Below are 22,574 nucleotides of genomic sequence, written 5' to 3'. Positions count from 1 at the left end.
TTTTGGAGGTAAACAAATATGCCAATCACATTAAACAATCACACAGAAAATTACGAGGAAGCTAAATTAAATTATGCAAATGTTGTTAAAAATGAAGAGTCAACACCTGAACAAGTTGAAACAGCGTGGATAGCAATGCAAGATGCATTAGTAAACTCATTAACAACACAAATTACTAATCAAGTTGCTGCTAATACAGTTGATCAAGTAGTTTTAGCAAACCGTGGTGCTGATGTAATGACTACGGAAGAACGTACATTTTTCAATGCAGTTGTAAAATCAGATGGATTTACAGACGAATTAGTTTTACCAGAAACAATCGTTGAACGCATTTATGATGATCTTAGAACAGAACATCCTTTACTATCAGTTATTAACTTCCAAAACTTAGGGACGGTTACTTTAACAACTATCACATCTGAGTATGAAGGTGCTGCAGTATGGGGACCAATTTTTGGTGATATTAAAGGACAACTAGATGCGGTGTTCAAACAAGAAAACATTGCTCAATCTAAATTAACAGCGTTCGTTGTATTACCAAAAGATCTTGCGAAATTTGGCCCAGCATGGGTAAAAGCATATGTCGAGGCTCAAATTACAGAAACGTATGCCGTAGCTATGGAGTCTGCTGTAATTAATGGTGCGGGTCCAACAAAACATGAACCAATTGGTCTAATTCGTGACTTGCAAGCAGCTGTTGATCCAACAAATGGCCATGCTAAGAAAACTGTAGCAGGTTCATTAACATTAGCGGATGACGGGAAAATCATTGAGGAATTCGCTGGAATCGGTGAATTACTATCTGTTAAACAAAATGGAAAACCGTTGAATGTAGATGGCAAAGTAGCTCTAATTATCAATCCAACTGATTCATGGAAATTACGTGCGAAATTCACTACTCGAAATGCACAAGGCGCATTTATTACAAACGTTCCATTTGATTTCAAAATCATCACATCATTATTCGCAACAGCAGGAGAAGTTATTGCATTCGTAACTGATCGTTATGATGCTTACCGTGGTGGTGGAATTGAAGTAAAAGAATATGATCAAACATTAGCCCTTGAAGATTGTAATTTACACATTGCGAAGACTTTTGCTTTCGGTAAACCACGTGATAATAAAGTAGCTGAAATTTACACATTAGATATTCCACAACCTGAACCAGCAGGAGCATAAGGGGTTGATGTGATTGGAAATCACACAAGAGTTAGTACAAGAATTTAAAGAACGTATGCATATATATCATTCTAGTGAGGACGACAATTTAAAAAGATTGTTGTCCTTTTCTATTTCCGCTTTAAAAAATAGCTGTGGAGAGTTTGATGTAAATGGAGAAAAGGACACAGACTTACGAGCAAAGGAATTAGTTTTTGAACGTACTCGCTATTTGTATAATGATGCACTCGAATATTTTGAAGATAATTTCTTAAGCGAGATTACTAGTTTAGGACTTTCCTTACTGCCCGAGGAGGATGATTTAAATGCAACCATTTAAATATAAACCTCCACGAGTTAATACAGGCGATTTGAGAGTTCCTGTAAAGTTTTATGAGTATAAACCTAATGATGGTCCAGAACCGGGTGAGAGGGATGACAAAGTCCTTTTTGAGTGTCTAGCCAAAGTAGACAATGTATGGATGAAGGATTTAGAACAGGCGAAAACAAACGGTACTGTTGAAGATATAACTATCACTATCCGTGACCCGTTAGATGATTATATTCCAACTAATAAACACTATGTTTCTGTGGATGCTCGTGGCTATCGTGATAAGAAATTTAATATCAAAAATACTTTTCCGGATCCGCAGAATAGTGCGTTTATAAAAGTTGTGGCTGGTGTTACTTCATGAGTGTAAATATCAGAGGGAACAGCCAATTACTTAGGGAAATACAAGGCCGATTAGGAGAACAAAGAACCCAACAAATCAGTGATAGAGCATTATTAGCTGGTGCAAGGGTGTTTGTGGAAGAACTTAAACGTCAATTCGCTACTTTTAAAGATCAGGGTTACTCATTAGAAGAAATCACTATTTCTGAACCAACTGGAAAAGTAGGACAAAGGACAGTGAAAATACACTGGCGTGGTCCACATGATCGTTTTAGAATCATTCATTTGAATGAGTGGGGAACGGTTAATAATCCTAATCCACGAGGAAAAGGGGCCATTGCCAAAGCAATGCGGAATGCAGAGAACGCATACCGGGAAGCGGTCAAGCGGGAGTTAAGGAGGGGAATTTAATGTTAGATTACATGTATTCTCTTCTTATCGCTGATGAAGTTATTAAAGAATATGTGGGTAACCGTATTAAATTCTATGAATATCCGGAAACTGGGGATTTTAATGGCACCTATATAGTATTTGATCCTATTGACTCCGATAGGATAGGTGATTACGCAGACAACACTTATTTAAGTGAAGATAGCTTGATACAAGTTGATATATGGTCAGATAACCGCAAAACAAGGGATTTGGTCGCTAAAAGGATACGAAAAATCTTAGTAGATAAAAATGGTTTCTCGGAAACTAATGGACCTGATGAATGGGACAAAGCTACAGGAGTTTTCCGAGTTGCGAGACGTTATAGAAAGAAAGTTTATCGAGAAGATTTTAATAATTTATAGGAGTGATTAACTTGGAAAAATATTATAGATCATCTACCGGTGTAGATGAATTTTACTATGCGGTAATTGACGAAACTGGTACTGCTGTAACGATAGGAAAACCAGAAAGAATTAAGTTTTTACAAACAATCAATATCGAAATGCCGCAAGAAGCTGTACGTGCTTATGGAGATAACCAAACAGCAGAAATTGCAGTTTCAGCAGGAAATATTTCTGTTACATCTGCTTTTCACAAACTACCAGATGAGGACAAAGCAGTTTTATTCGGTCTTGAAAAAACAACAGAAGGCTTATATGCGTATGGATCGACTGATACACCTCCATATGTTGCATGCGCCTTTGCGAAAACATACGAAGATGGATCTAAAGAGTGGGTTGGATTAACGAAAGGAATCTTTATGAGAAATACTACTACTGGCCAAACAAAACAAGATGGTGTTGAATTTTCTTCTGAAGAAGTAACAGCTGAATTTATGGATAGAGAAGTGGAAGGTTTTACTGAAGAAAAATCAGTGTTATTCGCTCGTGATACCAAAACTTCGACTACACAACGAGACGCATTATTCCTAGCAGTATTTGGTCAAGCATATCCATCCACAACTCCTACACCAGAAGGAGCGTAATCAGATGACTAAAAAATCAACTGAAAACCAAGAAGTAGTAGAAATGAAAAATGAAGAAGAAACAAAAGAAAAGAATTATGTTGTTGTCCATGATTTTAAAGATTTGAAGGATAATGACAGAATTTATATTAAGAATGACCCTTATCCAGCAGAAGGAGCTAAAAAGCCAACTCCTGCAAGAATTAAGGAATTGTCATCCACAAAAAATAAAATGAATAGAGTACTAATTAAAGAGCGGGATTAATTCCTGTTCTTTTTTTATGGAGGTAATGAAAATGGCTAATTTAAAACGTAATATGATCGAACTAGTTAAAGAAGTAAAAGAAGGCGAAATTGTAACAGAGAAGTTTTTAACACCACCATTTATTCCACTAAGCGTTGTATACCAAGCTATTGATTTGAATGTAGAATCTATGAAAATGACAGAAGAAAACGAAAAGGAATATGTGGAGAAGTTAGCTGATTTTGTGGTAAACGATATATACAAAAATCAATTTACAAAAGAGCAATTAATAAATGGTTTACATGCTCCTGATGCAATTAGAACATTAACTGAACAAGTGATATTTATTACAAGAGGTCGTCAAACTGATGAAACAAAAAAGTACCTGGCGAAGAAAGATTAAGGGACGAGGATTTCTCGCCAGCCAAACAAAAGAAATATTTGGATGAACTCGTCCGCGAGTTAATGAAACAAGGTAAGGACGTTAATGAAATTTTAAATATGCCATACCAATTCGTGATTGATTTAATGGTTGAACAAAATAAACCTAAAAAGCAAAAATCCCTTATCGCTGCTTTCGGTGGTTAGGGATTTTTTTGATTATGTAAAGAAAGGAGGGCGATTATGGCTGAAAGAATCGAAGGCTTATCGATAGGGTTAGATTTAGATTCCACTGCTCTCAATAGAGGCTTAAAAGGTTTAAAAGATCAGTTGCGGACAGTTAACAGTGAAATGAAAGCTAATCTTTCTGCTTTTGACCGCGGGGAACGTTCTGTAGCCAAATATGAAACCATTATCACGGGATTGAACCGTAAGTTGCAAGTTCAGGAATCTGTAACCACTGCTGCTAGACAAGAATACGAAAAAATGGTTCGAGAGCATGGAGAAGGTTCACGAGAAGCGGAAAGAGCAGCAAGATCTTATAACAATGAAGTAGCTGCGCTGAATACTTTGCAAAGACGGTTGCAAAATACTCAAAGAGAATTGGCGGACTTCAGAGAAGAACAAAGGCAAGCAGAATCGGGTTTCAATAGATTAGGTCGCAGAATTACTGATACTGGAGAATCATTAACCAAATTCGGAGATAAAGCTAAAAGCACAGGGACAAGTCTAACTGCTGGCTTAACTGCTCCTATAACAGGTATTGGAATAGCTGCTGGGAAATCTGCACTTGAATTTGATAAAGCTTCTGGAAATATCCAAGCTGACTTAGGGATTACTGAAAAGCAAGCAAAAAAGCTAAATAATGTTGCAACAGAACTGTGGAAAGACGGATTCGGAGATAGCATTGAAGGTGTTTCAACTAAAGTAGCAGGCGTTACAAAGGCATTAGGTGATTTAAGTAAAGTAGATTTATCCTATGTAACTAAAGGGTTGGATCTCTTCGAAAAACGAGGTTGGGCTGACCAACAAGAAGCATTAAGAGCAATAAATATTTTGATGAAACAATTTGGAATGTCTGCATCTGATGCAATGGACTTTATAACTAGGGGCTTCCAAGAAAATTTGGATTACAGTGGGGAATTCCTTGATAGTATTTCCGAGTACTCAACTTATTACGCTGAATTTGGAATGTCTGCTGAAGACATGTTTGCAAAGTTCAAAGCTGGAGCTGAAAGTGGGGCATTTCAATTAGACAAAATTGGGGATGCCATGAAAGAATTCACACTACGCGCCAAAGATGGTTCTAAGAGCAGTACAGAGGCATATAAAGCACTTGGATTAAATGCGAAGGAAATGACCAAGCAGTTTAATAAAGGCGGAGAGGATGCCAAGAAAGCATTCGCTAAGGTTGTTAAAGCTATTAAGAATACCAAAGATGAAGGAGAACGGAATGCTGCTGCTGTAGGGCTATTTGGTACCCAATACGAAGACTTAGGCGGAAAAGCTTTTGATGCAATGTTGAGTGCGAGCAAAGGCTTAAAGAATGTGGAAGGAGCTACAAAAAAGGCAAGTGATGCTCTTCAAGACAATCTTGGTACCCGCGCTTCAAAAGTTTGGCGAGACTTTGTTGCTGATATGGAACCAGTCGGTGAAAAAATGCTGGATATCGCAGAAGATGTTCTTCCGAAAGTAGCTGATACAGTAGACAAGGTTACTAGTGCTTTTACCGACCTTTCTCCTGAAGCCCAAAAAACTATTTTAGCGGTAGCTGGAATAGGAGCGGCCGCAGGACCAACTTTAATAGGTGTTGGGGCTCTTGCAAAAAGCGCAGGATCATTAGCTAAGATTGTAGGTCCATTAATTCCAGCTTTAGGAAGTGGTGCTGGACTATCTGGTGTTTTAGCTGGTTTAGCTGGACCGCTCGGTATAACTGCGTTAGCTGTAGGAGGCTTAGGTTTAGGTTTCATCGCACTTGATAAGGAAATGGATAAACCGATTATCAAGAGTGATATTTTTAAAGGCAAAATATCCGAATCTACAAAGTCTATTTTGGGCGACTATACAACTCTGATGAATGAAACTGCATCAAAATTAGACAAAATGGCATTTTCTAATGAGAAAATCACTCAAAAACATGTTGATAACATGGTTGCTAAATATCAAGAAATGACTGATCGTATACTTCTTCAAATGGATGATCGTAACACGAAAGAAAAAGAAAAAATGATGAAGTATTTTGCTGAAAGTGATGCTTTAAGTAAAGATGAAGAAGCTAAAATTCTTGCGAAAATGGATGAAGATTATAATAAAAAGAAAGAGAAAGTTTTGGAACAAAATGAAGAACAAGCAAAAATTTTACAAGAAAGTTATAATGAGCATGGTGTAATTACACAGGAAGCCTCAAACAAAATCAATGAAATCGAGCAAAAGAAATATGAAACCATGATAAGTGCTTCGGTTAAGAATAAAGAAGAACAGTCAACAATTTTAAAGAATTTAAAAGAGCAGGCTAGTATACTTACCGCTGAAAAAGCAGCTAATACAGTTAGGGATTCTAAAAAAGAAACAAATGAAACAATTAAAGAAGCAAATAAGCAATACCAAGGAGTAGTGGATTGGGCAACATATCAACGAGATGTAACAGGTTCTATTAACGCTGATGAAGCTGATGCAATAATTAAAGAAGCTGAGAGAAAGAAAAATGAAACAGTTACTAAAGCACAAGACATGCATTATGACGTTGTCAAAGAAGCCCAAAATCAAGCTAAGGAACATGTTGATGAAGTCAATTGGGAATCGGGTGAAGTATTAGGAACATGGGACAAAATATATAACGGTGTTCTTAGTGCTGTGAATTGGATCCGTGACTTATTCGGAAAAGAACCTCTTAGTAAAAAAGGAACAGTTAAAGAGACTGGTAGACAAAAACAACGTCGGCAAAATGCAAAAATAACAGCTAAGTATGCTGATGGCACGTCTTCCACAGGTCATCCAGGAGGACCAGCTATAGTTGGTGAAGAAGGACCTGAATTAGCACACTTTCCGGGTCTAGGAATTGGGTTGCTAGGGACAAGAGGAGCTGAATTCCACCCCAACTTACCAAAAGGTACTTCCGTTTTACCAAATAAACATACAGAAAGATTATTAAAATCTTATGGATTCCCGGGGTATGCTGATGGAATTGGTGATTACTTTGATTTATTCATTAAGGGTGCAGGAAGTGTATGGGACTTTGTTAAAGAAAAGTTTGGTTTAGGAAAAATTACAATGCCATCTTGGTTAGATAAACACACAGGCAGCCCTTTAAAACTAATTGGTGAATATGCAACAAGTTGGATAAAGGATATATGGAGCAATTGGTTTGGAGGTATGGGAAGTTCTTCTGGCTCTACAGCAGGAGTTAAACAATGGGCTGGGATTGCTACTCAAGCATTAATGCTTACTAATCAATTCAGTGAATCTAATTTAGATCGTTTGTTATATCAAATGCAAACAGAGTCCGGAGGGAATCCAAAAGCAATTAACCTTTGGGATATTAATGCTAAAAGAGGTATTCCGTCTAAAGGATTAATGCAGGTTATTGACCCAACTTTTAAAGCTCATGCTATGCCAGGATACAACAAAGATATTTACGATCCATTATCAAATATAATTGCATCCATTAGATATGCAGTATCGCGTTATGGTAGCTTAGAAAAGGCATATCGAGGGGTAGGTTATGCCACTGGCGGTTTGATTAACAACGAAGGACTATACAGACTGGCCGAAGGTGGTTGGTCAGAATATGTTATTCCTACAGATCCTAGCAAAAGAACTGAAGCAATGAAATTATTAGCTTTAGCTGGTAAGCAAATCCAAGGAAATAAACGTCCTAACCAATTACCGAGCGTTAATAGCGGGGATAATTCTGTCATGGAACAATTATTGGATGCCACATTAAAGCAAAATCAAATACTAATGCAACTGTTGCAAAAGAACGATAATGTTTATTTGGGTGAGCGAGAAGTTACCGACACAGTAAGAAAAAGAATGGCTACTGATTATGGAATGCTTAATTATCAATTAGGAGGTGGTTGATAGGTGAAGAAACAATTATATATTGATCGTAACGGAAAAAGGCAATCATTAGAGGAAGTATTAGGCTGTAAATTCTTAGAATTAATCGTTTCAAGTCCACAACCATCTACTAACTATCAGCAACAGGATGGCATAGATGGTCAATTGGATGGATATACGACTTTTGGTCCGAAAACAGCAACAGCGAATTTCTATTTGAAGAGTACGGACATCTATGAATATCAATTACTGATAAGAGATGTATGGCAATTCTTCTATTCTAGAGAATCGTACTATATCGCAAGCTCAGACATACTTGGTCTGCGATATTTGGTTCATCCTAAGCCTTTTGAATATACAAGGGTTAATACAACTGCAGCAACATTTTCGATTGAATTTGAAGTATTTAAAGGGTATGGAGAATCATGGGGAACTACCTTAAATGATTTTACTTATGATGAGGAAAAATGGCAGATTGGTATGAACTTGCCGTTAGGCGAAGATTTAAATTATGTCTTTGTGAACCAAAAGAACTTTAGGGTTTATAATGCATCTGATATTCTTATCAATCCATTAATGAGACATAATTTATCAATCGCTATTTCAGGTGTAGGTACACCGACTCTAACCAATAAAACCACTGGGGATGTATTTAAATACAATAAAAGCTTGAAAAAGGGTGATGTACTTGTTTTAACAGGTGTTTACCCTTTTTTTAATGGTCAGCATTGTGGAAGAGATACAAACCATGGAATTATCACCTTAAAACCTATGCAATATAACCAAATGGAGCTTACAGGATTAACAAATAGTAAGATATCATTCGATTTCCCGTTTCTGTATGTAAACAAGTGAGGTGGAATAAATGAAGGATGAAATCTTGCTTGTAAGAGATAAAACAGATACTTATGAAGAAATATTAATCGATATTGATTATGGCAGCTTTTCTTATGATTATGAGAAAAATACTTCTCGCCAATTATCATTTACTGTTTATGAAACAGCTTATAACAATTTTTCTTTTAGCTTACTTACTGGGGATGCGACGATTATTTACGAGGGACAAGAATTTGTTATAAAACAGTGTGTTCCAAGAGTGGTAGGGAAAATGCAAACGAAAGAAATAACAGCTGTACATGTTAGTTTCACTATAAGAGACCACTATCAATACAATTCAAAAGAAAGTCCTGCTGAATATAGTTTAGATGATCTAATGGAATTTGCGATTGGTGGAAATGAACTAGGTTTTTCCTATGAAATCATCGGCAATTTTCCTAAACAAAAGATAGACAGCATAAGCGCTAATGATGGATTAAATATTATAAATGACATAGCATGCGGAACATTCGGTGCTGTTTTTTATGCCGACAACAAGAAGTTGCTCTTATATAGTGAAGATGAATGGTATCGAGAAGTCCAGCGGACATTCCGTTATCTTTACAATACCAATGAAGTAAGTGTTTCTGAAGATATTACTAATCTTAAAACGTATATCAAAGCATATGGAAAAGAAAAAGAAAATAAGGACTATAAAACAGAACAATCTATATCACAATCATCTTTAAGTTATTCGGACAAGTGGTCGAATGGAGTTACTTCCACAAAGGATAGCACGGCTTCTTTTGAATTTACCGGAACTGGGGTAGATGTTTACTTTAAGAAGACTAAGCTTGGAGGCAAAGTTCATATAGATGTCGATGGATCCAATGGTAAAAACGGAACAACTTACAGTGAAAGTGGTGGCACATTGGTTCTAACCATTCGAGGATTAGAAAACAAAAAGCACAAATGCAATATTAAGTTCACTGGAACAGATACAAAGAATCCAAATACAAAAAAAATAAAGCATCAAGAAACATATAGCAAAGTAAATAAACAAGGGAAAATCGTTCGCAAAACAAAGAATGTCTATACGCAAGAGGCAGCAACTTTAGAACTAAATAATCCCGTAGCTAATGTATATCAGCAAAACGAAGGTGATAATCGCTATGAAGCAGTCGTTACTTATTTATCCCCAGCTTATAAAGAGTGGGGAAAGAAACAGGCTGCTCCTGTCTCGAACGACACTATTACAGATAGAAATGAACTATTAGAGTTTGCTAAAAGCCAATTGAGGGACTATCCAGACTTATCCCTAAACATTATTTATACAGGAACAGAATTGGTTGATGTAAGAGACGTGTGGTTACTCATTCATGAGCCTTTAGGTATTAGTTCAGATGTAAAACTAGTTAGCCTTAGGTCTCCGCATCCGTATACTAGACAGCCGCAAAGTTTAACTTTCAGTAATGCACAAAAAGATATGCTTAAAATACAAAATCAATTAAAAAAATCTATAACCGATTTAAATAAACAATTATCGGGTGTAAGTAATACATTAACACGGAATTTTCCTTCTTTCCAAGAAGCTTCCAAAGCCATTGCTGCTGTAAATGGCAAGGTTGAATTTGATAATGAACGAGGTATTAAAACAACAAGAATTAAAAATGTTCCTGTTCAAAGAATGTCTATAGCAAATGTTGAACTATCTGATGCACCAGTAGAATCCGGAGTTGTATATATGGGTAATGGTGCGATAAGTGTTGTGGATGAAGAAGGGAATGAATCTGATGTAATCACTCCTGATGGCGTGGATTTAAGCAAATGTTTTGGTTCCTTACCTGATGAAACTATTGATGATATTACAGAAAGAATTGATTTATCAGCTGATTACATGTACTTAACATCACCAAATGGTAAAAAATTCAGCTTCAATGTTGATGACAATGGAAATTTATCTTTGGTTGAAGTTATTGAAGAAATGGAAGAAGGAGGGGAATAAAGTGAAATTAAATAGATTGTTAGAAAATTTTCAAGGCAGTGTATTTAGAAGAAAACAAAATGAAAATTTCGATATGATTGAAGCCGAAAACAACAATCGAATCAAAGATATTGCTTTAGCTATGAAAAGAATAAGCAATTTAATCTTAAGAAAATCAGATTGGCCAGAAATTGTAGATGCTCGATTAAGATATGACGGTAAATTATATGATGTTCTGTACGATCACCTTGCAGATACAGATAAAAAGCTTGATTCTGTTTTAGACACAGAATTTGATTATTCAACCATTAATCCAATCTTTCACGCTATTTTATCAGGTATTGAAGGAACAGTATTACAAGCTCCTGTATGGGATGAAGAAACGGAAGAAATTTATATTTCACAAGTAAATGGATTAACTTCTGGTGTAGAAAGTTTCACCATTTCGAGATTGGATAAAAACGGTGCTTATATTGACAGCATGGCGCTTAAATATGGAGGACATGGTACTTCCTTTGGGATTGAACGTGAAAATGGAAAAGTCTATATATGGACCAATTATGAAGTTGTAGATGCAACTGGCAAAGTCATAGATCACGAAGTTGTTAGAGTCCAATATAAAGGCGGAACAACCATCAACAGTGTGGAAGAAACAACAATCTATGACAGATTTAATAACCATTACACTTCAGTTGTTACAGATGTTCAAAATGGATTAATCGCTTTCCGCATAAACGCTACAGGGAAAAATGATGTTATTGAATTAAGAAGCCTATCGGATGTGAAGAAAGGTATCAATAAAATATTAGGGTCCGTCACCATTCCTTCTGACCTCATGTACATGCAAGGAATGACGATTGATAATTATGATTTATATTGGAGAACTGGAGATACAAACAGCGCTAATTATCCTGATGAATTATGCCTTTTCAGCTTTATAGATGGGAAAATCAAAAAAAGAATCACTTGTTCATTCGGAAAAAACAATCAAGGCGTATACGAAAACAACTTTCGTGAACCGGAAGGGATTTTCTTATACAAGGACAAGAAAACAGGTAAGAAAACTCTATTCGCTTCTGTGGTAACAGGTGGACAAGGAAAAAGAATTATCAAAATATATGCTTATCATCAAAAGGGAAATCACGAGAAGTTTGCTTCTATATTAATGCAAGGTGCTCAATATGGGGTTACAGGAGCCAATAGCAAGTCTGCTGGTGTTTCTGATACAGATAAATTGCTTTCTGATATTAATACCCCTAATCAAGAAACCTATATAAGGTCTGAAGAATCTTTTCAATTTCCAGATCATCCAGCACCGGGAACAGGTGGTTATTGGTTGAAGAATGGATCTAGGGAGCCAAACGGATCCATGTTGCAATTTATGTTCCGTAATTCAGTAGGTAGACCTGTGAAAATCTTTGTAAGGGTTGTTCCAAGAGACGAAGCGCCAGGAGAATTTGTAGCTTTACCAAGCGGACAAGACCTAGATTGGATTGACCTTCCTTTACAAAACGGTGCAAGCAATCCAGATTCTAATGCTAAGACTCAGTATTGTATTGATGGAAATGAAATTAAGTTTCGCGGAGAAATGAGCATGCCGACAGCGAACGGTACTGTATACGGATTATTGCCATCTGGGAAACGACCAAATAAAAATGTCGTTAAAAATGTACCAACAATAGGAACTACAGGAACACGAACTATTGTGTTTAGAAGTAATGGGGAAATCGTTGGATTAGGATATAACGTGAATGAACCAGAAAACATGACAGGCGTGTATTTTGATACGAGTATCCCGTTAGGGTAGGAAGGTGAAAACATGGATAAGAATGCCGATTTAACATTTAACATATCAGCTATTGGTACTCAAAGCATAACATCTAATATACGTTTTTCCACACAAGATGAAGGGTCGGCTAAGCTGACCTTTTATTTATTTAAAGACGGAGTGGAAATGCCTTTAAATGCAGTAGTGGGAAAACTTGTAATGCGAATGAGTGATGGCAGTAAATTTACAAATACTGTTACAATTGTTGATAAGGTAAATGGAATTGCAGAATACAAATTAACATCAGAGCAATTAAAGCATTATGGAAAGGTTATAGCAGAGCTATATCTAAACTATGAAGAACAGAAGATGTCTGTTCACAGATTTACGTTTACCATTTTACAAGCATTGGTTGATGAGGATATACCAGTGCTTACAGAGTTTTATGTGGATGATTTTGAAACTTTGAAATCCACCATTAACTCCATGGCAGACGAAACAAAGGAGATCATAACAACCGTTGGTTCTGAGGTAGAAGTGGCAAAGGAAAAAGCGGATGAAGCTATCGCTTTGATCGAACAGAATCAAGTCGCTAAGAAGTCGGAACTCGATTCCACTAACGCACAGTTGGCGACTGTGGAGGAAGAGACAGGAGTTTATCCTAAACAGTTAGGTGCTAAATTAGATGGATCATCAAATGATACCGGCTATATCAATCAAGCGATAGCGACAGGGAAAAAGCTTTTAGGTAACGGGACAGCCGTTGTTACAAGTATAGAAGCTCCTAAAGGCTTAGATTCATCTGATAGTATAAAATTAGTTAGGCAGACTGATGGTTACCTATACAACTCTTACGCAGACAAATATAACCGCCTCGTTTTTGGACAAGAATATTTATCTTATTTTCATCGTCGTATTGCTGCTGGAAGTAGTGTATCTATCTGTTTTACAGGTGATTCCACAACAGCGAACCTTGGCTTTATTAATGGCTACAAGATTAACGAGTTAATTCAGACATTAGCAACAAATGATGGTTTTTATAATGTTATGACCGTCAATCGAGGTCAATCCGGAAAAACATCATGGAATTGGATCAATGATTACATCGATGGAGATTTAGCAGTGAATGCTGATATGATGATCATTAGATGGGGAATTAACGATCCTGCAAGTGGATCCAATCTAGATGATTTTATGAAAAACATGAGGGCTGGTTTAGAAAAAATTCGTCAAACTAAAACGTATGCCCAAATGTCCGTTGTACTTATGATGCCTAATACAACTAGTGATTATGAACACGGACGAAGTGAGTTGTGGTATGAAAGCATGGTAAATGGACTAAAACGACTTGCTAGAGAATTCCAGTGTGTATTTATTGATACTTATGCTTATTTACAGTCAAGTCGTAATGCCTATGATTACATGGATAGCGCATATGATGGGGCAAGCTCAATACATCCAAAAGAAATAATGAATATTTGGATAGCGGATATTATTTATGAAACTATCTTTCCTAGAGCAATGAAGTTGCTTTTTGCACAATCTGAACCAACCTCGTTATCTAGTAGTCTTCAAAATGGTTGGAGTACAATAGCAAACTTTAGAACTCCCGGTTACTGGATTGAAAATGGTTCTGTGAAATTAAGAGGTGTTATTTTAGCAGGAACCGTAACACCAGGAACAACTATATTTACTTTGCCGATTTCATTTGCCGCTGCAACTTTTATACATGTTGGTACTCGTGGAGGCGGCGGAGTATTACTGGTAGATATTAATGGTAATATCAAAGTAGAGACATTAATCGCTCCAACAAGTGGAAACCAATGGATCTCTTTAGAGGGAGCGGAAATAAAAATCAATAGAAACATAATTAATTTACCTTAGAATGGAGATTTTTCGATGGGATTATTAAAAAGAAACGTACAATTAGAAAATGGTTTGATTGCTCAAACAGTTTATTATAAAATTTCTTCTTTCATTGGTAACAAAGATAATGTTACCTATAATGTAAATGCTTATGCTTCTAAAGAATCTGCTGATGTTGGTTTTCCGGTTTTATTTACGAGATCACACAGTTTCCAGTATACTTCATCTGACTTAATTACGAGTGGATATGTTCATTTAAAAGAGATAGATGAGTTTAAAGATGCAGAAATTGTATTGGAAGAAGTTTAGTATGATTGAGCATTAGAGCTCTATAGCTAAGATGCTATTAATATTTTCTAATTATTGCTAATTTCGCAGTTTGGTTTTATCATAAAAGAAAAAGACCTCACATATGGGCTGCAACCCTGTGAGGTCTTGGTATAATCGGTGTGTTGTTACTCCTATTATACCATAAAAATTTGGGGATATATAGGGGGATTATTATGGATTTTATTGCTTGCTCACTTAAAAATTTTAAAGTGTTAGGATACAACAATCCTATTAAGCTTAAATGTGAAACCGGTAAAATATTTAATATTATATATCGGGAAAAGGTATTACGTGCTATTGTTGAATCATATAATTATCAATTAAGATTTGGTACTGAGATATCGAACACGTTATGTAATAATTATGCATTAGTAAGTGTGATTGAAAATTCAATTGGTGATAAAAACAAAAGAAGTGTAATTATAAACAATGAATACGTATTAGCTCAAAATTTTTCTACTGCTTTATGGTTTATAAAGGACAATGCTGTTACGCCTTATTTTGTAACAATTTCTAGTAATGGTGCTTTTTTGGAACCTTCGATATTAAAAAGAAATGTTTATTATTCAGATTCTAAAGCTAAATTTGATCTTGTAGATTTCTCTAAAGAAGAACTAAATGAAGCGATAAAGTGGTTTGACATATTACTAAAGTTTATGACTAAAATAGAGACTAATAAGATAAATGTTTCTGCGAGTACTTTAGAAAATATGAGCGCTTACCTTACGTTTGATATCCCAAGTTTCGAGAGAGCTTTTCATTTTCTTGATATCGCTAGAAAAAACGACTTTTTACCAGCAAAAATCGCTTCATATATTTCTATCTTAGAGTCATTATTTGCTGTTAAAGGAGAAAATACTCATAAGGTCGCAGAAAGAGCCGCTGCATTAATTGCAAAAGATAAAGACGAACGATACGACTTGTTCCGTGATATAGTGTCTTTTTATGGGATTAGATCAGATTATATACATGGTTCGGAAATAAAATCAAAAACACATGATGTCTTACCTCAGACTAGTAAAAAACTAGATTCAATAGTTAGGAGAGTATTGATTGAAATGTACTTAAACCATCCTGAATTAAATTATAGAAATAAAAAAAGCGAAAAAACGAAGTCATTTGATGAGGTTAACGAGTGGTTTATTCGTCTTACCTTTAGTTAAGGGGTGACAAAATGAAAAAGATAATAGAAGGATTAGTTGAAGTGGGGGTTGCTCAAAAATCAGATGGAGAAAATATTTCCTGGATAGAAGTATTCGATGATGAAAATAACGAAATACTTTTTAACACTTTATCTAATTTTACAAAAGCGAGAATAATAATTGAAGAAATTAAATGAGTCCTTTTGAGGGCTCTTTTTTATTACCTTTAAGGAGGTGAGTCCATGATTACAGAGAGAAAAGGGGGATGGGGAAATGACAACGCAACAGGAGGTGCAAGTTGATGTGGACATCTGGAAAGAGTCAGTACAGAGTGAGTTAAAAAGGTTAAAAGAAGTTCAAGACAAAGATCATGATAGGATAGACAAATTGGAAAGAAAAACAGACATTCATGAACACGACATCAAAGATATTAAAGAAACATTAAGAGAAATTAATGAGGATACGAAATGGTTACGGCGATCGATTACTAATGCACTCATTGTTGCGTTAATCGGTGGAGCAGTAGCCATTTTTTATGCAGCAATTAAAATTGGAGGATGATTAAAATGGATAGAGGAACTATTATTAGAACGATTGTATTATTTATTGCTTTAGTGAATCAATTTTTAGTTAGTTTTGAGCTTTATGAAATACCAGGTACAGCGGAGGAACAAACAGCATTTATTTCCGCGATATTTACGTTTGTAACAGCTGTAATTGCTTGGTTTAAAAACAATTATGTTACTGCGAAAGGTAAAAAGCAAAAAGATTTATTAGTTGCTCATAACTTAGCTAAAAATCAATCAAAAACAAAGTAAGAGTGGCTTAATAGCTGCTCTTTTTTATGGAGTGATGTATCAATGTTAAAACAATGGTTATTAATCTTGTCATTAGTCTTTAAAGCGGAAGAAGATCCAGATATCTTGGATGAAAAATATTAAGGAGTGTGAATAATATGAGTTTGAAAACATTGCAAGATAAAGCTATTAAACGTATGGGTTCTGGAATGAAAGCAATTGTTGTAACAAAAGTATTAGAGATCATTAAAGAATCTTACAACGAAGGAATTTACGTTCTAATTACAGATGGTTATCGATCAAACGCTGAACAAGATGCGTTATATGCCCAAGGTAGAACAAAGCCTGGACCAATTGTTACAAATGCAAAAGGTGGACAATCCAATCACAATAAAGGTATTGCTGTAGATTTTTGCTTAACAAACAAAGAAGGTACAGCGGCATACTGGACGGTGAACAAAGATTGGAAACGTGTTGCAGCTATCGCAAAATCAAAAGGATTCGAATGGGGTGGAGACTGGACTAGCTTTAAAGACAATCCTCATTTGGAGTACACTGGCAAAATAACGGTGGTACCAGAAGAAACCAAAGTTGGTTCAGAGATTGTTACTACTCCATCTGTATTAGAAAAAGGAGATAAAGGAACTGCCGTTAAAAAGTTGCAACAAAAACTAATTGATAAAGGTTTTAAACTAACGAAATACGGAGCAGACGGACATTATGGAGATGAGACAGTTAATGCAGTCAAATCTTTTCAGAAAGCTGTAAAAATAACAGTAGATGGTGTATATGGTCCTGTCACAGCTAAAAAGTTAGACGAATATAAGAAGCCATCCACATCAAACAAAACGAATAGTGAAGCTATCGTTCCTTATCCAGGGCATTTAATAAAAGTTGGAAGCCAAGGGAAAGACGTTGAGCGTATTCAACGTGCTGTAGGAGTAACAGCTGATGGAATCTTTGGTAGTGCTACTAAAAAGGCTGTACAAGCATATCAAAAACGCCATGGATTAGAAGCAGATGGCATTGTTGGTAAAAACACTTGGAATAAAATGTTCTAACTTGCATAAAATAATTTTACAACATGATTACCTCATACAGCCCTACTCTTCGGAGTGGGGCATTTTTTATTTTCTAAAGGATTATTAAATTAATTGTCGAATTACATATTAAGAAAATTAAAGGAGGAATGTACAATGAAAGATCCAGGCGGCGGAAGACCATATACTAAAGACCCGGGAGGAGGTTCTGGTCACCATGATCCAGGTGGCGGAACAGGCTGGCATTCTGACCCAGGTGGCGGCGGAGGTATTTAATTTTTCCTACTCGATTGAGTAGGTTTTTATTTTGTATTTTTTGTGAACTAAAAGGAATTTACTTCCACAATAAAGAATCCTCCTATAGAAAGGAGGGATAAAATGACCGACTTTGAAATATTGCTTCAGCTGAAAGAACAGTACGAATCCGCGAAAGACTCCACAGAACTTAAACTCCTAATTGAAACATTCTTAAATAACTTTCCGCAGATCAATGACGATGTAAAAAATAATAATTTAGAAGCTTCTCAGTAGTGTTTTTTAAGTTAGCATTAAAATATCTATGTACTTCATGGTAACCCTTGAAATAGAAATTGTACTCGGTAAATACTCCATCGTTTTCACCTTTCACTAGTTTCCACTTACGTTTATACATTGTTGTTTTATTTTCTCTCATATCCTTCTGTACTTTCTTCATAGTGTGCTCGATCAGATTAAGGTAAACTTGGTTGAGTTTAAACGGGGCCGTCTCAGCTACCTTAAAGTCACGATCCAATACGGTCAGCAACATTGGTAAGTATATAGCATTCTCAAAAATGTCTCTTTCTTCATCATTAAGTCTACTCATAGCATTTGCTCCATTTATGTTCTTTCTACGTCCACAAGTTTTCTAAAGGATACGTAATGAATTTGATCTTTCTCATCCTGGATACGTAACTGATTATTAAGATAGTCAATATAAACAGTACGGCCATATAAAGTATTTATGTAACCATTACTAAATAAGCTGAATTTAAGCAGCTGATTATATTCCATAGCTTCATGTATTAGTATGTCTATATCGTTTAATTTATCTTCATCTAAAACAGGTTGTTCAATCTTATCTTGATTATTAATTTCATTTTTCACAGCTGCTACATGTTCAGGCAGCATCATCGCTACCCATTTTTTCGTACCCCGGTCTTTTAACATATCCCCATCTCCTTTTCGATAGGATAATTATATAAGAACAATTGTTCGATTTCAATATTGTTTTCGAACGAATGTTCGTATATAATAATTGAAAAAGGAGGTAGTTTATGATGATTAAGCAACTAGAAAGAGCATTTGTGGAAGGTAAACCAATTGAGATTATCTATATTAAGAAAGATAATTCAGTATCTCAACGATCCATTTTAGTATATGGAGTAACTGAAACATATATAAAGGCATATTGCTTAGCAAAGAAACAGCCACGAATCTTTAAAGTTGATTCCATCTTAGCTGCTTCCTTCAAAAGAGAGCAGGGGGAATTATTGCATGCATAAACAATTAACGCAAAAACAACAAAATGTTCTTAACGCAATAGAAACTTATATTAGTGAAAATGGTTATCCACCTTCATATAGAAAATTAGCTGAAATAGTAAATTTAAAATCAAGTTCAACTGTGAGTACCTATCTTTCAAAGCTGAAGAATGCAGGGTATGTTACGTGGGAAGAAGGATGCCCGAGAACTTTATCGATTATAAAGAAAGAAGCCCAACTCGTTTGAGAAGGGCTTGTTTTTATGCTTGAATAGATGTCTTATCGCGGTTATTTTTCGTCACCATTAATATTCCAGAAATTAATAAAAGTACTCCTGGAACAACATATACAGAAAATGTATAAAGGACACCTACTACAAGCGTGAAAATTCCCCACTTTTGATTATTCTTTTTGATTTTAAAAGTCGATACCCATATTAAGGTAACCAATGGTAAAGAAATAAGCGAATATATAAATAGATATAATACAAGAAACATTGAAAGGTCATCAATAGATGGTCCTAACACTATTAAAAAGAAAATAATAACACCTATAATCCAAGATATAGTCAAAAGTATAGATGCAATCATAGATAATGTATATTCTGCAGATCGATTCATTTTTTCCTCCTATTTATTCTCGATGTATTCATATAACTCTTCAATGGTGACTCCTAGAAGTCTAGATAATTTATATAATTTAGGAACTGAAGGAAAAGATTTTCCTGTTCGCCAGTTAGATAAAGTATTTCTAGATACTTCCATATACATCATAACATATTCATTTTTATAAGGGGATTCGTCTATTAACTTTCCTATATTACTTATCAACATATTCATCACCACTAATAATATTCCACAATTAGAATGTAAATCCTTTAACAAAAATACATTAAATATATGCACAGTTTTTTTGTGAAGGACAGGCATATTACAATTCCAAATTCCATACCATTTACTATACCAAATGAATTACTACTCTAGTAGCTCGTTCGGGAATATACCAGATGTTATTATATCAATCTTTAAAGCTATTATTTTACATGCTTGATTAATGGGATAGATTCTAAAGAATCTATAAAGAGGTGGCGCAGGAAGGAGGAAACCCGATTGATATTTGAAGTACTCACTACAGCAATTATGGGAGGGCTTGCCTTTCAAGCTCATTTGTCAAAGAACGGATTGAGTAACGACTCGAAGAAACTAAATAAAATTTTTGCTCTTTCAGGTCTTAATGTGAAGGATGGAAAGCAGACTTTAACCACACAATTAGTAAAGAAAAGGAACTATGATTGGGGTACAGAATATCGATATCGTATTCCACTTGGAAGAAGTTTTGAGGATTATTTATCTAAACAAAAATCAATTGAAGCAGGATTAAATACACGTTCAGTAAAACTTCAATTAAGAGACCTAAAAGAGCTCAAATTTGATTCTGAATTACTTTCGAATATAAGAAGCCTATATCAAAGAAAACTCACTGATAGGAAGGAAATAGAGCTCTCTTATGATGGAATGTTAATAGTCAGAGTATACAACGAGCCAATGCCAAAATTAATTGACATGTTCGAAGGTAAAGCATGGGAAGTACCAATAGGAATTATGAGGGAAAAGAATAAATATATCCTTCATGATTTTGAAAAAATTCCACACTTTGTATTAGGCGGAGCTACTAGGTACGGTAAATCTAATCTTATTAACGGAATAATTACTTCACTCATTAAACAGCAGCCAAACAACATAAAGCTTCATTTAGTCGATTTAAAGGGCGGTGTGGAACTATGTGACTATGAAAACATTAAACAGACAGTATCAATCGCTTATGAGCCAGAAGAAGCTAGGGATATATTAGAGAATGCTTATAACGAAATGAGGAAGATGCAGCAGAGGGTGAGAAAGATAGGGAAAAAGAATGTGCAAGAAGCTGGGATATCAGAAAGGCATTTTATCTTCATTGATGAAGTTGGGGAATTGAACCCAGAAGAAGCAGTGGATCGTGAAGAAAGAGAATTAAAAAAACAATGTCAAAAGTATATGAGTCAAATATCAAGGTTAGGAGCTGGACTTGGTTTTAGGTTAGTATTAGCTACACAATATCCAACAGGTGACGTTATTCCAAGACAGTGTAAACAGAACAGTGATGCAAAGCTATGCTTTCGTGTACAGTCTTCCACAGCTTCAAGAGTTGTGTTAGACGAAACCGGAGCAGAACAATTACCGCAAATAAAAGGTCGTGCAATTTATCAAACAGCAGATAAAAGAGTCATCGTTCAAACACCATTAATTACTCCAGGTGAGATTCAATCCACAATCGACCCTCATATAAGAGAGGTGAAACCAGTTGAAACAATTAACCAAAAGGCAGGAACAAATTCTATTATCATTGAAAAAACTGGACTTTCTTAATCGAGATCAATTACAGGCCATCCACAATCTAGGGAAGGTACGAAACACTAACAGAATCCTAAAAGAACTATCCCCATACTTAGAATCATTCCGGGAAGAGTATTCCACTATTTATTACTTAAACAGCGAAGGAAGGGCATATGTGAACTCTAACAAGGTACGTAGAAAGAACCCTTTTGTTAATCACACTATCTTTAGAAATTACTTTTATATATTTGCTAAAAAACCAACTGAATGGACTAATGAAGTGAAAATAAGCGATGGTATCACAACTTTAATAACTGATACCTGGTTTAAAGCAGGAGGAAAATATCATTTCTTAGAAGTCGACTCATTACAAAAAATGAAAGAGAACAAAGCGAAAGTAAGTAATTATCTTGCCTTATATAAAGCTGGACATCTAGCCAAACACTTCGGATACTTCCCGCCATTGATATGGCTTACTACAACTCCATTAAGAAAGAAACAATTAAAAGAATTGTGTAAGGAATTGCCTTGTGCGGTCTATATGATTGATGAAATCAAATAAGGAGTGATCTAAATGCAAACAATACCATTCAATGATTTTATGACAGGTAGTTATAAAGAAAAGGGTGTTGATGAAAAGAAAAAATCTAATATAGGGAAGGTTATAAGAAGAGTAGGTACATCTATAACTATTCCATTGTTGTTAGCTAAACCAGCCTTTGCTGCTACACCCGATGCAGTGACAGTAGGTGCTAAAGAGTGGATGGGAGAACAGGCATTGTCTACATTGGCCCATGCATTGGATCCATTAGTTGATGTGTTAGTTGCTTTATCATTTCCAGTAGCGAGCGTAATTATTGTAGGTGGTTGTTTCTTCTTTATGTTAGGGAACAGTGAGAAGGCTTGGAGTACAATTCAAAACGCTGGATTAGGTTATGTATTGATTCAGATATCTCCATTGATATTAAATGTCTTGAGACAGATAGGTGGTGCTATATAATAAGGATAATGGTATCTTATTATAAGATGTCTTTTGTGGGTTAAGG

The 22,574-nt window shown here is 35.4% G+C and carries 29 protein-coding genes; 25 read left to right on the top strand and 4 right to left on the bottom strand.

Annotated elements, in window-relative coordinates; genetic code table 11:
* The first annotated feature begins 18 nt into the window (after positions 1 to 18).
* The 20 genes from NSS71_RS25385 to NSS71_RS25295 all read left to right on the top strand — a co-directional run bounded on the left by NSS71_RS25385 (position 19) and on the right by NSS71_RS25295 (position 17,675).
* The gene (locus tag NSS71_RS25385; protein ID WP_341152181.1) at positions 19 to 1,179 is read left to right on the top strand and encodes a phage major capsid protein; all 1,161 of its coding nucleotides are present in this window, start codon (positions 19 to 21) and stop codon (positions 1,177 to 1,179) included.
* Between the two features lie 13 nt (positions 1,180 to 1,192).
* Positions 1,193 to 1,498 carry a phage gp6-like head-tail connector protein gene (locus NSS71_RS25380; protein WP_445668950.1) on the top strand — a complete coding sequence of 102 codons (306 nt, stop codon included), beginning with the start codon at positions 1,193 to 1,195 and terminating at the stop codon, positions 1,496 to 1,498.
* A complete protein-coding gene (locus NSS71_RS25375) occupies positions 1,485 to 1,853 on the top strand; it encodes a phage head-tail adapter protein (protein WP_341152180.1) in 369 nt (122 codons plus the stop codon). Before NSS71_RS25380 ends, NSS71_RS25375 begins: the two co-directional genes overlap by 14 nt.
* Positions 1,850 to 2,242, top strand: a complete 393-nt coding sequence (locus NSS71_RS25370; protein WP_341152179.1) for a hypothetical protein — start codon at positions 1,850 to 1,852, stop codon at positions 2,240 to 2,242. The genes NSS71_RS25375 and NSS71_RS25370 overlap by 4 nt, the downstream gene beginning before the upstream one ends.
* Positions 2,242 to 2,625 carry a hypothetical protein gene (locus NSS71_RS25365; RefSeq protein WP_341152178.1) on the top strand — a complete coding sequence of 128 codons (384 nt, stop codon included), beginning with the start codon at positions 2,242 to 2,244 and terminating at the stop codon, positions 2,623 to 2,625. Before NSS71_RS25370 ends, NSS71_RS25365 begins: the two co-directional genes overlap by 1 nt.
* Before the next feature lie 11 nt (positions 2,626 to 2,636).
* Positions 2,637 to 3,248, top strand: a complete 612-nt coding sequence (locus NSS71_RS25360) for a major tail protein (RefSeq protein ID WP_341152177.1) — start codon at positions 2,637 to 2,639, stop codon at positions 3,246 to 3,248.
* A 4-nt stretch (positions 3,249 to 3,252) separates the two neighbouring features.
* Positions 3,253 to 3,492, top strand: a complete 240-nt coding sequence (locus tag NSS71_RS25355) for a hypothetical protein (RefSeq protein ID WP_341152176.1) — start codon at positions 3,253 to 3,255, stop codon at positions 3,490 to 3,492.
* A gap of 31 nt (positions 3,493 to 3,523) precedes the next feature.
* Positions 3,524 to 3,874: a phage tail assembly chaperone G gene (gene gpG / locus NSS71_RS25350; RefSeq protein ID WP_341152175.1), complete on the top strand. Its 351-nt coding sequence runs from the start codon at positions 3,524 to 3,526 to the stop codon at positions 3,872 to 3,874.
* A 62-nt stretch (positions 3,875 to 3,936) separates the two neighbouring features.
* On the top strand, positions 3,937 to 4,059 hold the full coding sequence (gene gpGT / locus NSS71_RS25770; RefSeq protein ID WP_268874876.1) for a phage tail assembly chaperone GT: 123 nt from the start codon (positions 3,937 to 3,939) through the stop codon (positions 4,057 to 4,059).
* Between the two features lie 36 nt (positions 4,060 to 4,095).
* Positions 4,096 to 7,932 (top strand): phage tail tape measure protein, encoded by a 3,837-nt coding sequence (locus NSS71_RS25345; RefSeq protein WP_341152174.1) that lies wholly within the window; start codon positions 4,096 to 4,098, stop codon positions 7,930 to 7,932.
* Positions 7,933 to 7,935: 3 nt separating this feature from the next.
* A complete protein-coding gene (locus NSS71_RS25340; protein ID WP_341152173.1) occupies positions 7,936 to 8,766 on the top strand; it encodes a phage tail family protein in 831 nt (276 codons plus the stop codon).
* 10 nt (positions 8,767 to 8,776) lie between these two features.
* Positions 8,777 to 10,732: a prophage endopeptidase tail family protein gene (locus NSS71_RS25335; protein WP_341152172.1), complete on the top strand. Its 1,956-nt coding sequence runs from the start codon at positions 8,777 to 8,779 to the stop codon at positions 10,730 to 10,732.
* A 1-nt stretch (position 10,733) separates the two neighbouring features.
* The gene (locus NSS71_RS25330; protein WP_341152171.1) at positions 10,734 to 12,518 is read left to right on the top strand and encodes a phage baseplate protein; all 1,785 of its coding nucleotides are present in this window, start codon (positions 10,734 to 10,736) and stop codon (positions 12,516 to 12,518) included.
* Between the two features lie 12 nt (positions 12,519 to 12,530).
* A complete protein-coding gene (locus tag NSS71_RS25325; RefSeq protein WP_341152170.1) occupies positions 12,531 to 14,363 on the top strand; it encodes a BppU family phage baseplate upper protein in 1,833 nt (610 codons plus the stop codon).
* A gap of 15 nt (positions 14,364 to 14,378) precedes the next feature.
* Entirely contained in the window at positions 14,379 to 14,654 is a 276-nt protein-coding gene (locus NSS71_RS25320) for a hypothetical protein (protein ID WP_341152169.1), read from the top strand.
* A 194-nt stretch (positions 14,655 to 14,848) separates the two neighbouring features.
* Complete coding sequence (locus NSS71_RS25315) at positions 14,849 to 15,838, top strand: hypothetical protein (RefSeq protein ID WP_341152168.1); 990 nt, start codon at positions 14,849 to 14,851, stop codon at positions 15,836 to 15,838.
* Positions 15,839 to 15,849: 11 nt separating this feature from the next.
* Positions 15,850 to 16,014, top strand: a complete 165-nt coding sequence (locus tag NSS71_RS25310) for a hypothetical protein (protein WP_341152167.1) — start codon at positions 15,850 to 15,852, stop codon at positions 16,012 to 16,014.
* Positions 16,015 to 16,090: 76 nt separating this feature from the next.
* Positions 16,091 to 16,378, top strand: a complete 288-nt coding sequence (locus tag NSS71_RS25305) for a hemolysin XhlA family protein (RefSeq protein WP_341152166.1) — start codon at positions 16,091 to 16,093, stop codon at positions 16,376 to 16,378.
* The gene (locus NSS71_RS25300; protein ID WP_341152165.1) at positions 16,375 to 16,635 is read left to right on the top strand and encodes a phage holin; all 261 of its coding nucleotides are present in this window, start codon (positions 16,375 to 16,377) and stop codon (positions 16,633 to 16,635) included. The genes NSS71_RS25305 and NSS71_RS25300 overlap by 4 nt, the downstream gene beginning before the upstream one ends.
* 137 nt (positions 16,636 to 16,772) lie before the next feature.
* Positions 16,773 to 17,675, top strand: a complete 903-nt coding sequence (locus tag NSS71_RS25295) for a peptidoglycan-binding protein (RefSeq protein ID WP_341152164.1) — start codon at positions 16,773 to 16,775, stop codon at positions 17,673 to 17,675.
* Between the two features lie 466 nt (positions 17,676 to 18,141).
* On the opposite strand, the gene NSS71_RS25290 is transcribed toward NSS71_RS25295, so the two are convergent.
* Positions 18,142 to 18,498, bottom strand: a complete 357-nt coding sequence (locus tag NSS71_RS25290) for a hypothetical protein (RefSeq protein ID WP_341152163.1) — start codon at positions 18,496 to 18,498, stop codon at positions 18,142 to 18,144.
* A gap of 14 nt (positions 18,499 to 18,512) precedes the next feature.
* Positions 18,513 to 18,842 (bottom strand): YolD-like family protein, encoded by a 330-nt coding sequence (locus tag NSS71_RS25285; protein ID WP_341152162.1) that lies wholly within the window; start codon positions 18,840 to 18,842, stop codon positions 18,513 to 18,515.
* A gap of 107 nt (positions 18,843 to 18,949) precedes the next feature.
* On the opposite strand from NSS71_RS25285, the gene NSS71_RS25280 reads away from it, so the two are divergent.
* Positions 18,950 to 19,177 (top strand): WYL domain-containing protein, encoded by a 228-nt coding sequence (locus NSS71_RS25280; RefSeq protein ID WP_445668949.1) that lies wholly within the window; start codon positions 18,950 to 18,952, stop codon positions 19,175 to 19,177.
* The gene (locus NSS71_RS25275; protein WP_341152161.1) at positions 19,170 to 19,403 is read left to right on the top strand and encodes a LexA family protein; all 234 of its coding nucleotides are present in this window, start codon (positions 19,170 to 19,172) and stop codon (positions 19,401 to 19,403) included. Before NSS71_RS25280 ends, NSS71_RS25275 begins: the two co-directional genes overlap by 8 nt.
* Positions 19,404 to 19,416: 13 nt before the next feature.
* Here the strand turns inward: NSS71_RS25275 and NSS71_RS25270 are convergent, their stop codons facing one another.
* Positions 19,417 to 19,776: a DUF4064 domain-containing protein gene (locus NSS71_RS25270; protein ID WP_341152160.1), complete on the bottom strand. Its 360-nt coding sequence runs from the start codon at positions 19,774 to 19,776 to the stop codon at positions 19,417 to 19,419.
* A gap of 9 nt (positions 19,777 to 19,785) precedes the next feature.
* On the bottom strand, positions 19,786 to 19,989 hold the full coding sequence (locus NSS71_RS25265; protein ID WP_341100281.1) for a helix-turn-helix transcriptional regulator: 204 nt from the start codon (positions 19,987 to 19,989) through the stop codon (positions 19,786 to 19,788).
* 276 nt (positions 19,990 to 20,265) lie between these two features.
* Between NSS71_RS25265 and NSS71_RS25260 the strand changes: the two genes are divergently transcribed.
* From NSS71_RS25260 to NSS71_RS25250, 3 genes are read left to right on the top strand one after another with little or no spacing between them, the layout of a single operon-like run.
* Positions 20,266 to 21,561: an FtsK/SpoIIIE domain-containing protein gene (locus NSS71_RS25260; RefSeq protein ID WP_341152159.1), complete on the top strand. Its 1,296-nt coding sequence runs from the start codon at positions 20,266 to 20,268 to the stop codon at positions 21,559 to 21,561.
* Complete coding sequence (locus tag NSS71_RS25255) at positions 21,497 to 22,090, top strand: replication-relaxation family protein (RefSeq protein WP_341152158.1); 594 nt, start codon at positions 21,497 to 21,499, stop codon at positions 22,088 to 22,090. The genes NSS71_RS25260 and NSS71_RS25255 overlap by 65 nt, the downstream gene beginning before the upstream one ends.
* 12 nt (positions 22,091 to 22,102) lie before the next feature.
* Entirely contained in the window at positions 22,103 to 22,528 is a 426-nt protein-coding gene (locus tag NSS71_RS25250) for a hypothetical protein (protein ID WP_341152157.1), read from the top strand.
* Positions 22,529 to 22,574 lie beyond the last annotated feature (46 nt).

This window comes from Niallia sp. FSL W8-0951 (assembly GCF_038006525.1).
Taxonomy (GTDB): domain Bacteria; phylum Bacillota; class Bacilli; order Bacillales; family Cytobacillaceae; genus Niallia; species Niallia circulans.
This window is presented reverse-complemented; position numbering and strand designations above follow the sequence as displayed.

Coding starts and splice junctions, on each gene's coding strand:
- NSS71_RS25385 (WP_341152181.1), top strand. CDS start 19: ATGCCAATCACATTAAACAATCACACAGAAAATTACGAGGAAGCTAAA.
- NSS71_RS25375 (WP_341152180.1), top strand. CDS start 1,485: ATGCAACCATTTAAATATAAACCTCCACGAGTTAATACAGGCGATTTG.
- NSS71_RS25370 (WP_341152179.1), top strand. CDS start 1,850: ATGAGTGTAAATATCAGAGGGAACAGCCAATTACTTAGGGAAATACAA.
- NSS71_RS25365 (WP_341152178.1), top strand. CDS start 2,242: ATGTTAGATTACATGTATTCTCTTCTTATCGCTGATGAAGTTATTAAA.
- NSS71_RS25355 (WP_341152176.1), top strand. CDS start 3,253: ATGACTAAAAAATCAACTGAAAACCAAGAAGTAGTAGAAATGAAAAAT.
- gpG (WP_341152175.1), top strand. CDS start 3,524: ATGGCTAATTTAAAACGTAATATGATCGAACTAGTTAAAGAAGTAAAA.
- gpGT (WP_268874876.1), top strand. CDS start 3,937: ATGAAACAAGGTAAGGACGTTAATGAAATTTTAAATATGCCATACCAA.
- NSS71_RS25345 (WP_341152174.1), top strand. CDS start 4,096: ATGGCTGAAAGAATCGAAGGCTTATCGATAGGGTTAGATTTAGATTCC.
- NSS71_RS25335 (WP_341152172.1), top strand. CDS start 8,777: ATGAAGGATGAAATCTTGCTTGTAAGAGATAAAACAGATACTTATGAA.
- NSS71_RS25325 (WP_341152170.1), top strand. CDS start 12,531: ATGGATAAGAATGCCGATTTAACATTTAACATATCAGCTATTGGTACT.
- NSS71_RS25320 (WP_341152169.1), top strand. CDS start 14,379: ATGGGATTATTAAAAAGAAACGTACAATTAGAAAATGGTTTGATTGCT.
- NSS71_RS25315 (WP_341152168.1), top strand. CDS start 14,849: ATGGATTTTATTGCTTGCTCACTTAAAAATTTTAAAGTGTTAGGATAC.
- NSS71_RS25310 (WP_341152167.1), top strand. CDS start 15,850: ATGAAAAAGATAATAGAAGGATTAGTTGAAGTGGGGGTTGCTCAAAAA.
- NSS71_RS25305 (WP_341152166.1), top strand. CDS start 16,091: ATGACAACGCAACAGGAGGTGCAAGTTGATGTGGACATCTGGAAAGAG.
- NSS71_RS25300 (WP_341152165.1), top strand. CDS start 16,375: ATGATTAAAATGGATAGAGGAACTATTATTAGAACGATTGTATTATTT.
- NSS71_RS25295 (WP_341152164.1), top strand. CDS start 16,773: ATGAGTTTGAAAACATTGCAAGATAAAGCTATTAAACGTATGGGTTCT.
- NSS71_RS25290 (WP_341152163.1), bottom strand. CDS start 18,498: ATGAGTAGACTTAATGATGAAGAAAGAGACATTTTTGAGAATGCTATA.
- NSS71_RS25285 (WP_341152162.1), bottom strand. CDS start 18,842: ATGTTAAAAGACCGGGGTACGAAAAAATGGGTAGCGATGATGCTGCCT.
- NSS71_RS25280 (WP_445668949.1), top strand. CDS start 18,950: ATGATGATTAAGCAACTAGAAAGAGCATTTGTGGAAGGTAAACCAATT.
- NSS71_RS25275 (WP_341152161.1), top strand. CDS start 19,170: ATGCATAAACAATTAACGCAAAAACAACAAAATGTTCTTAACGCAATA.
- NSS71_RS25270 (WP_341152160.1), bottom strand. CDS start 19,776: ATGAATCGATCTGCAGAATATACATTATCTATGATTGCATCTATACTT.
- NSS71_RS25265 (WP_341100281.1), bottom strand. CDS start 19,989: ATGTTGATAAGTAATATAGGAAAGTTAATAGACGAATCCCCTTATAAA.
- NSS71_RS25250 (WP_341152157.1), top strand. CDS start 22,103: ATGCAAACAATACCATTCAATGATTTTATGACAGGTAGTTATAAAGAA.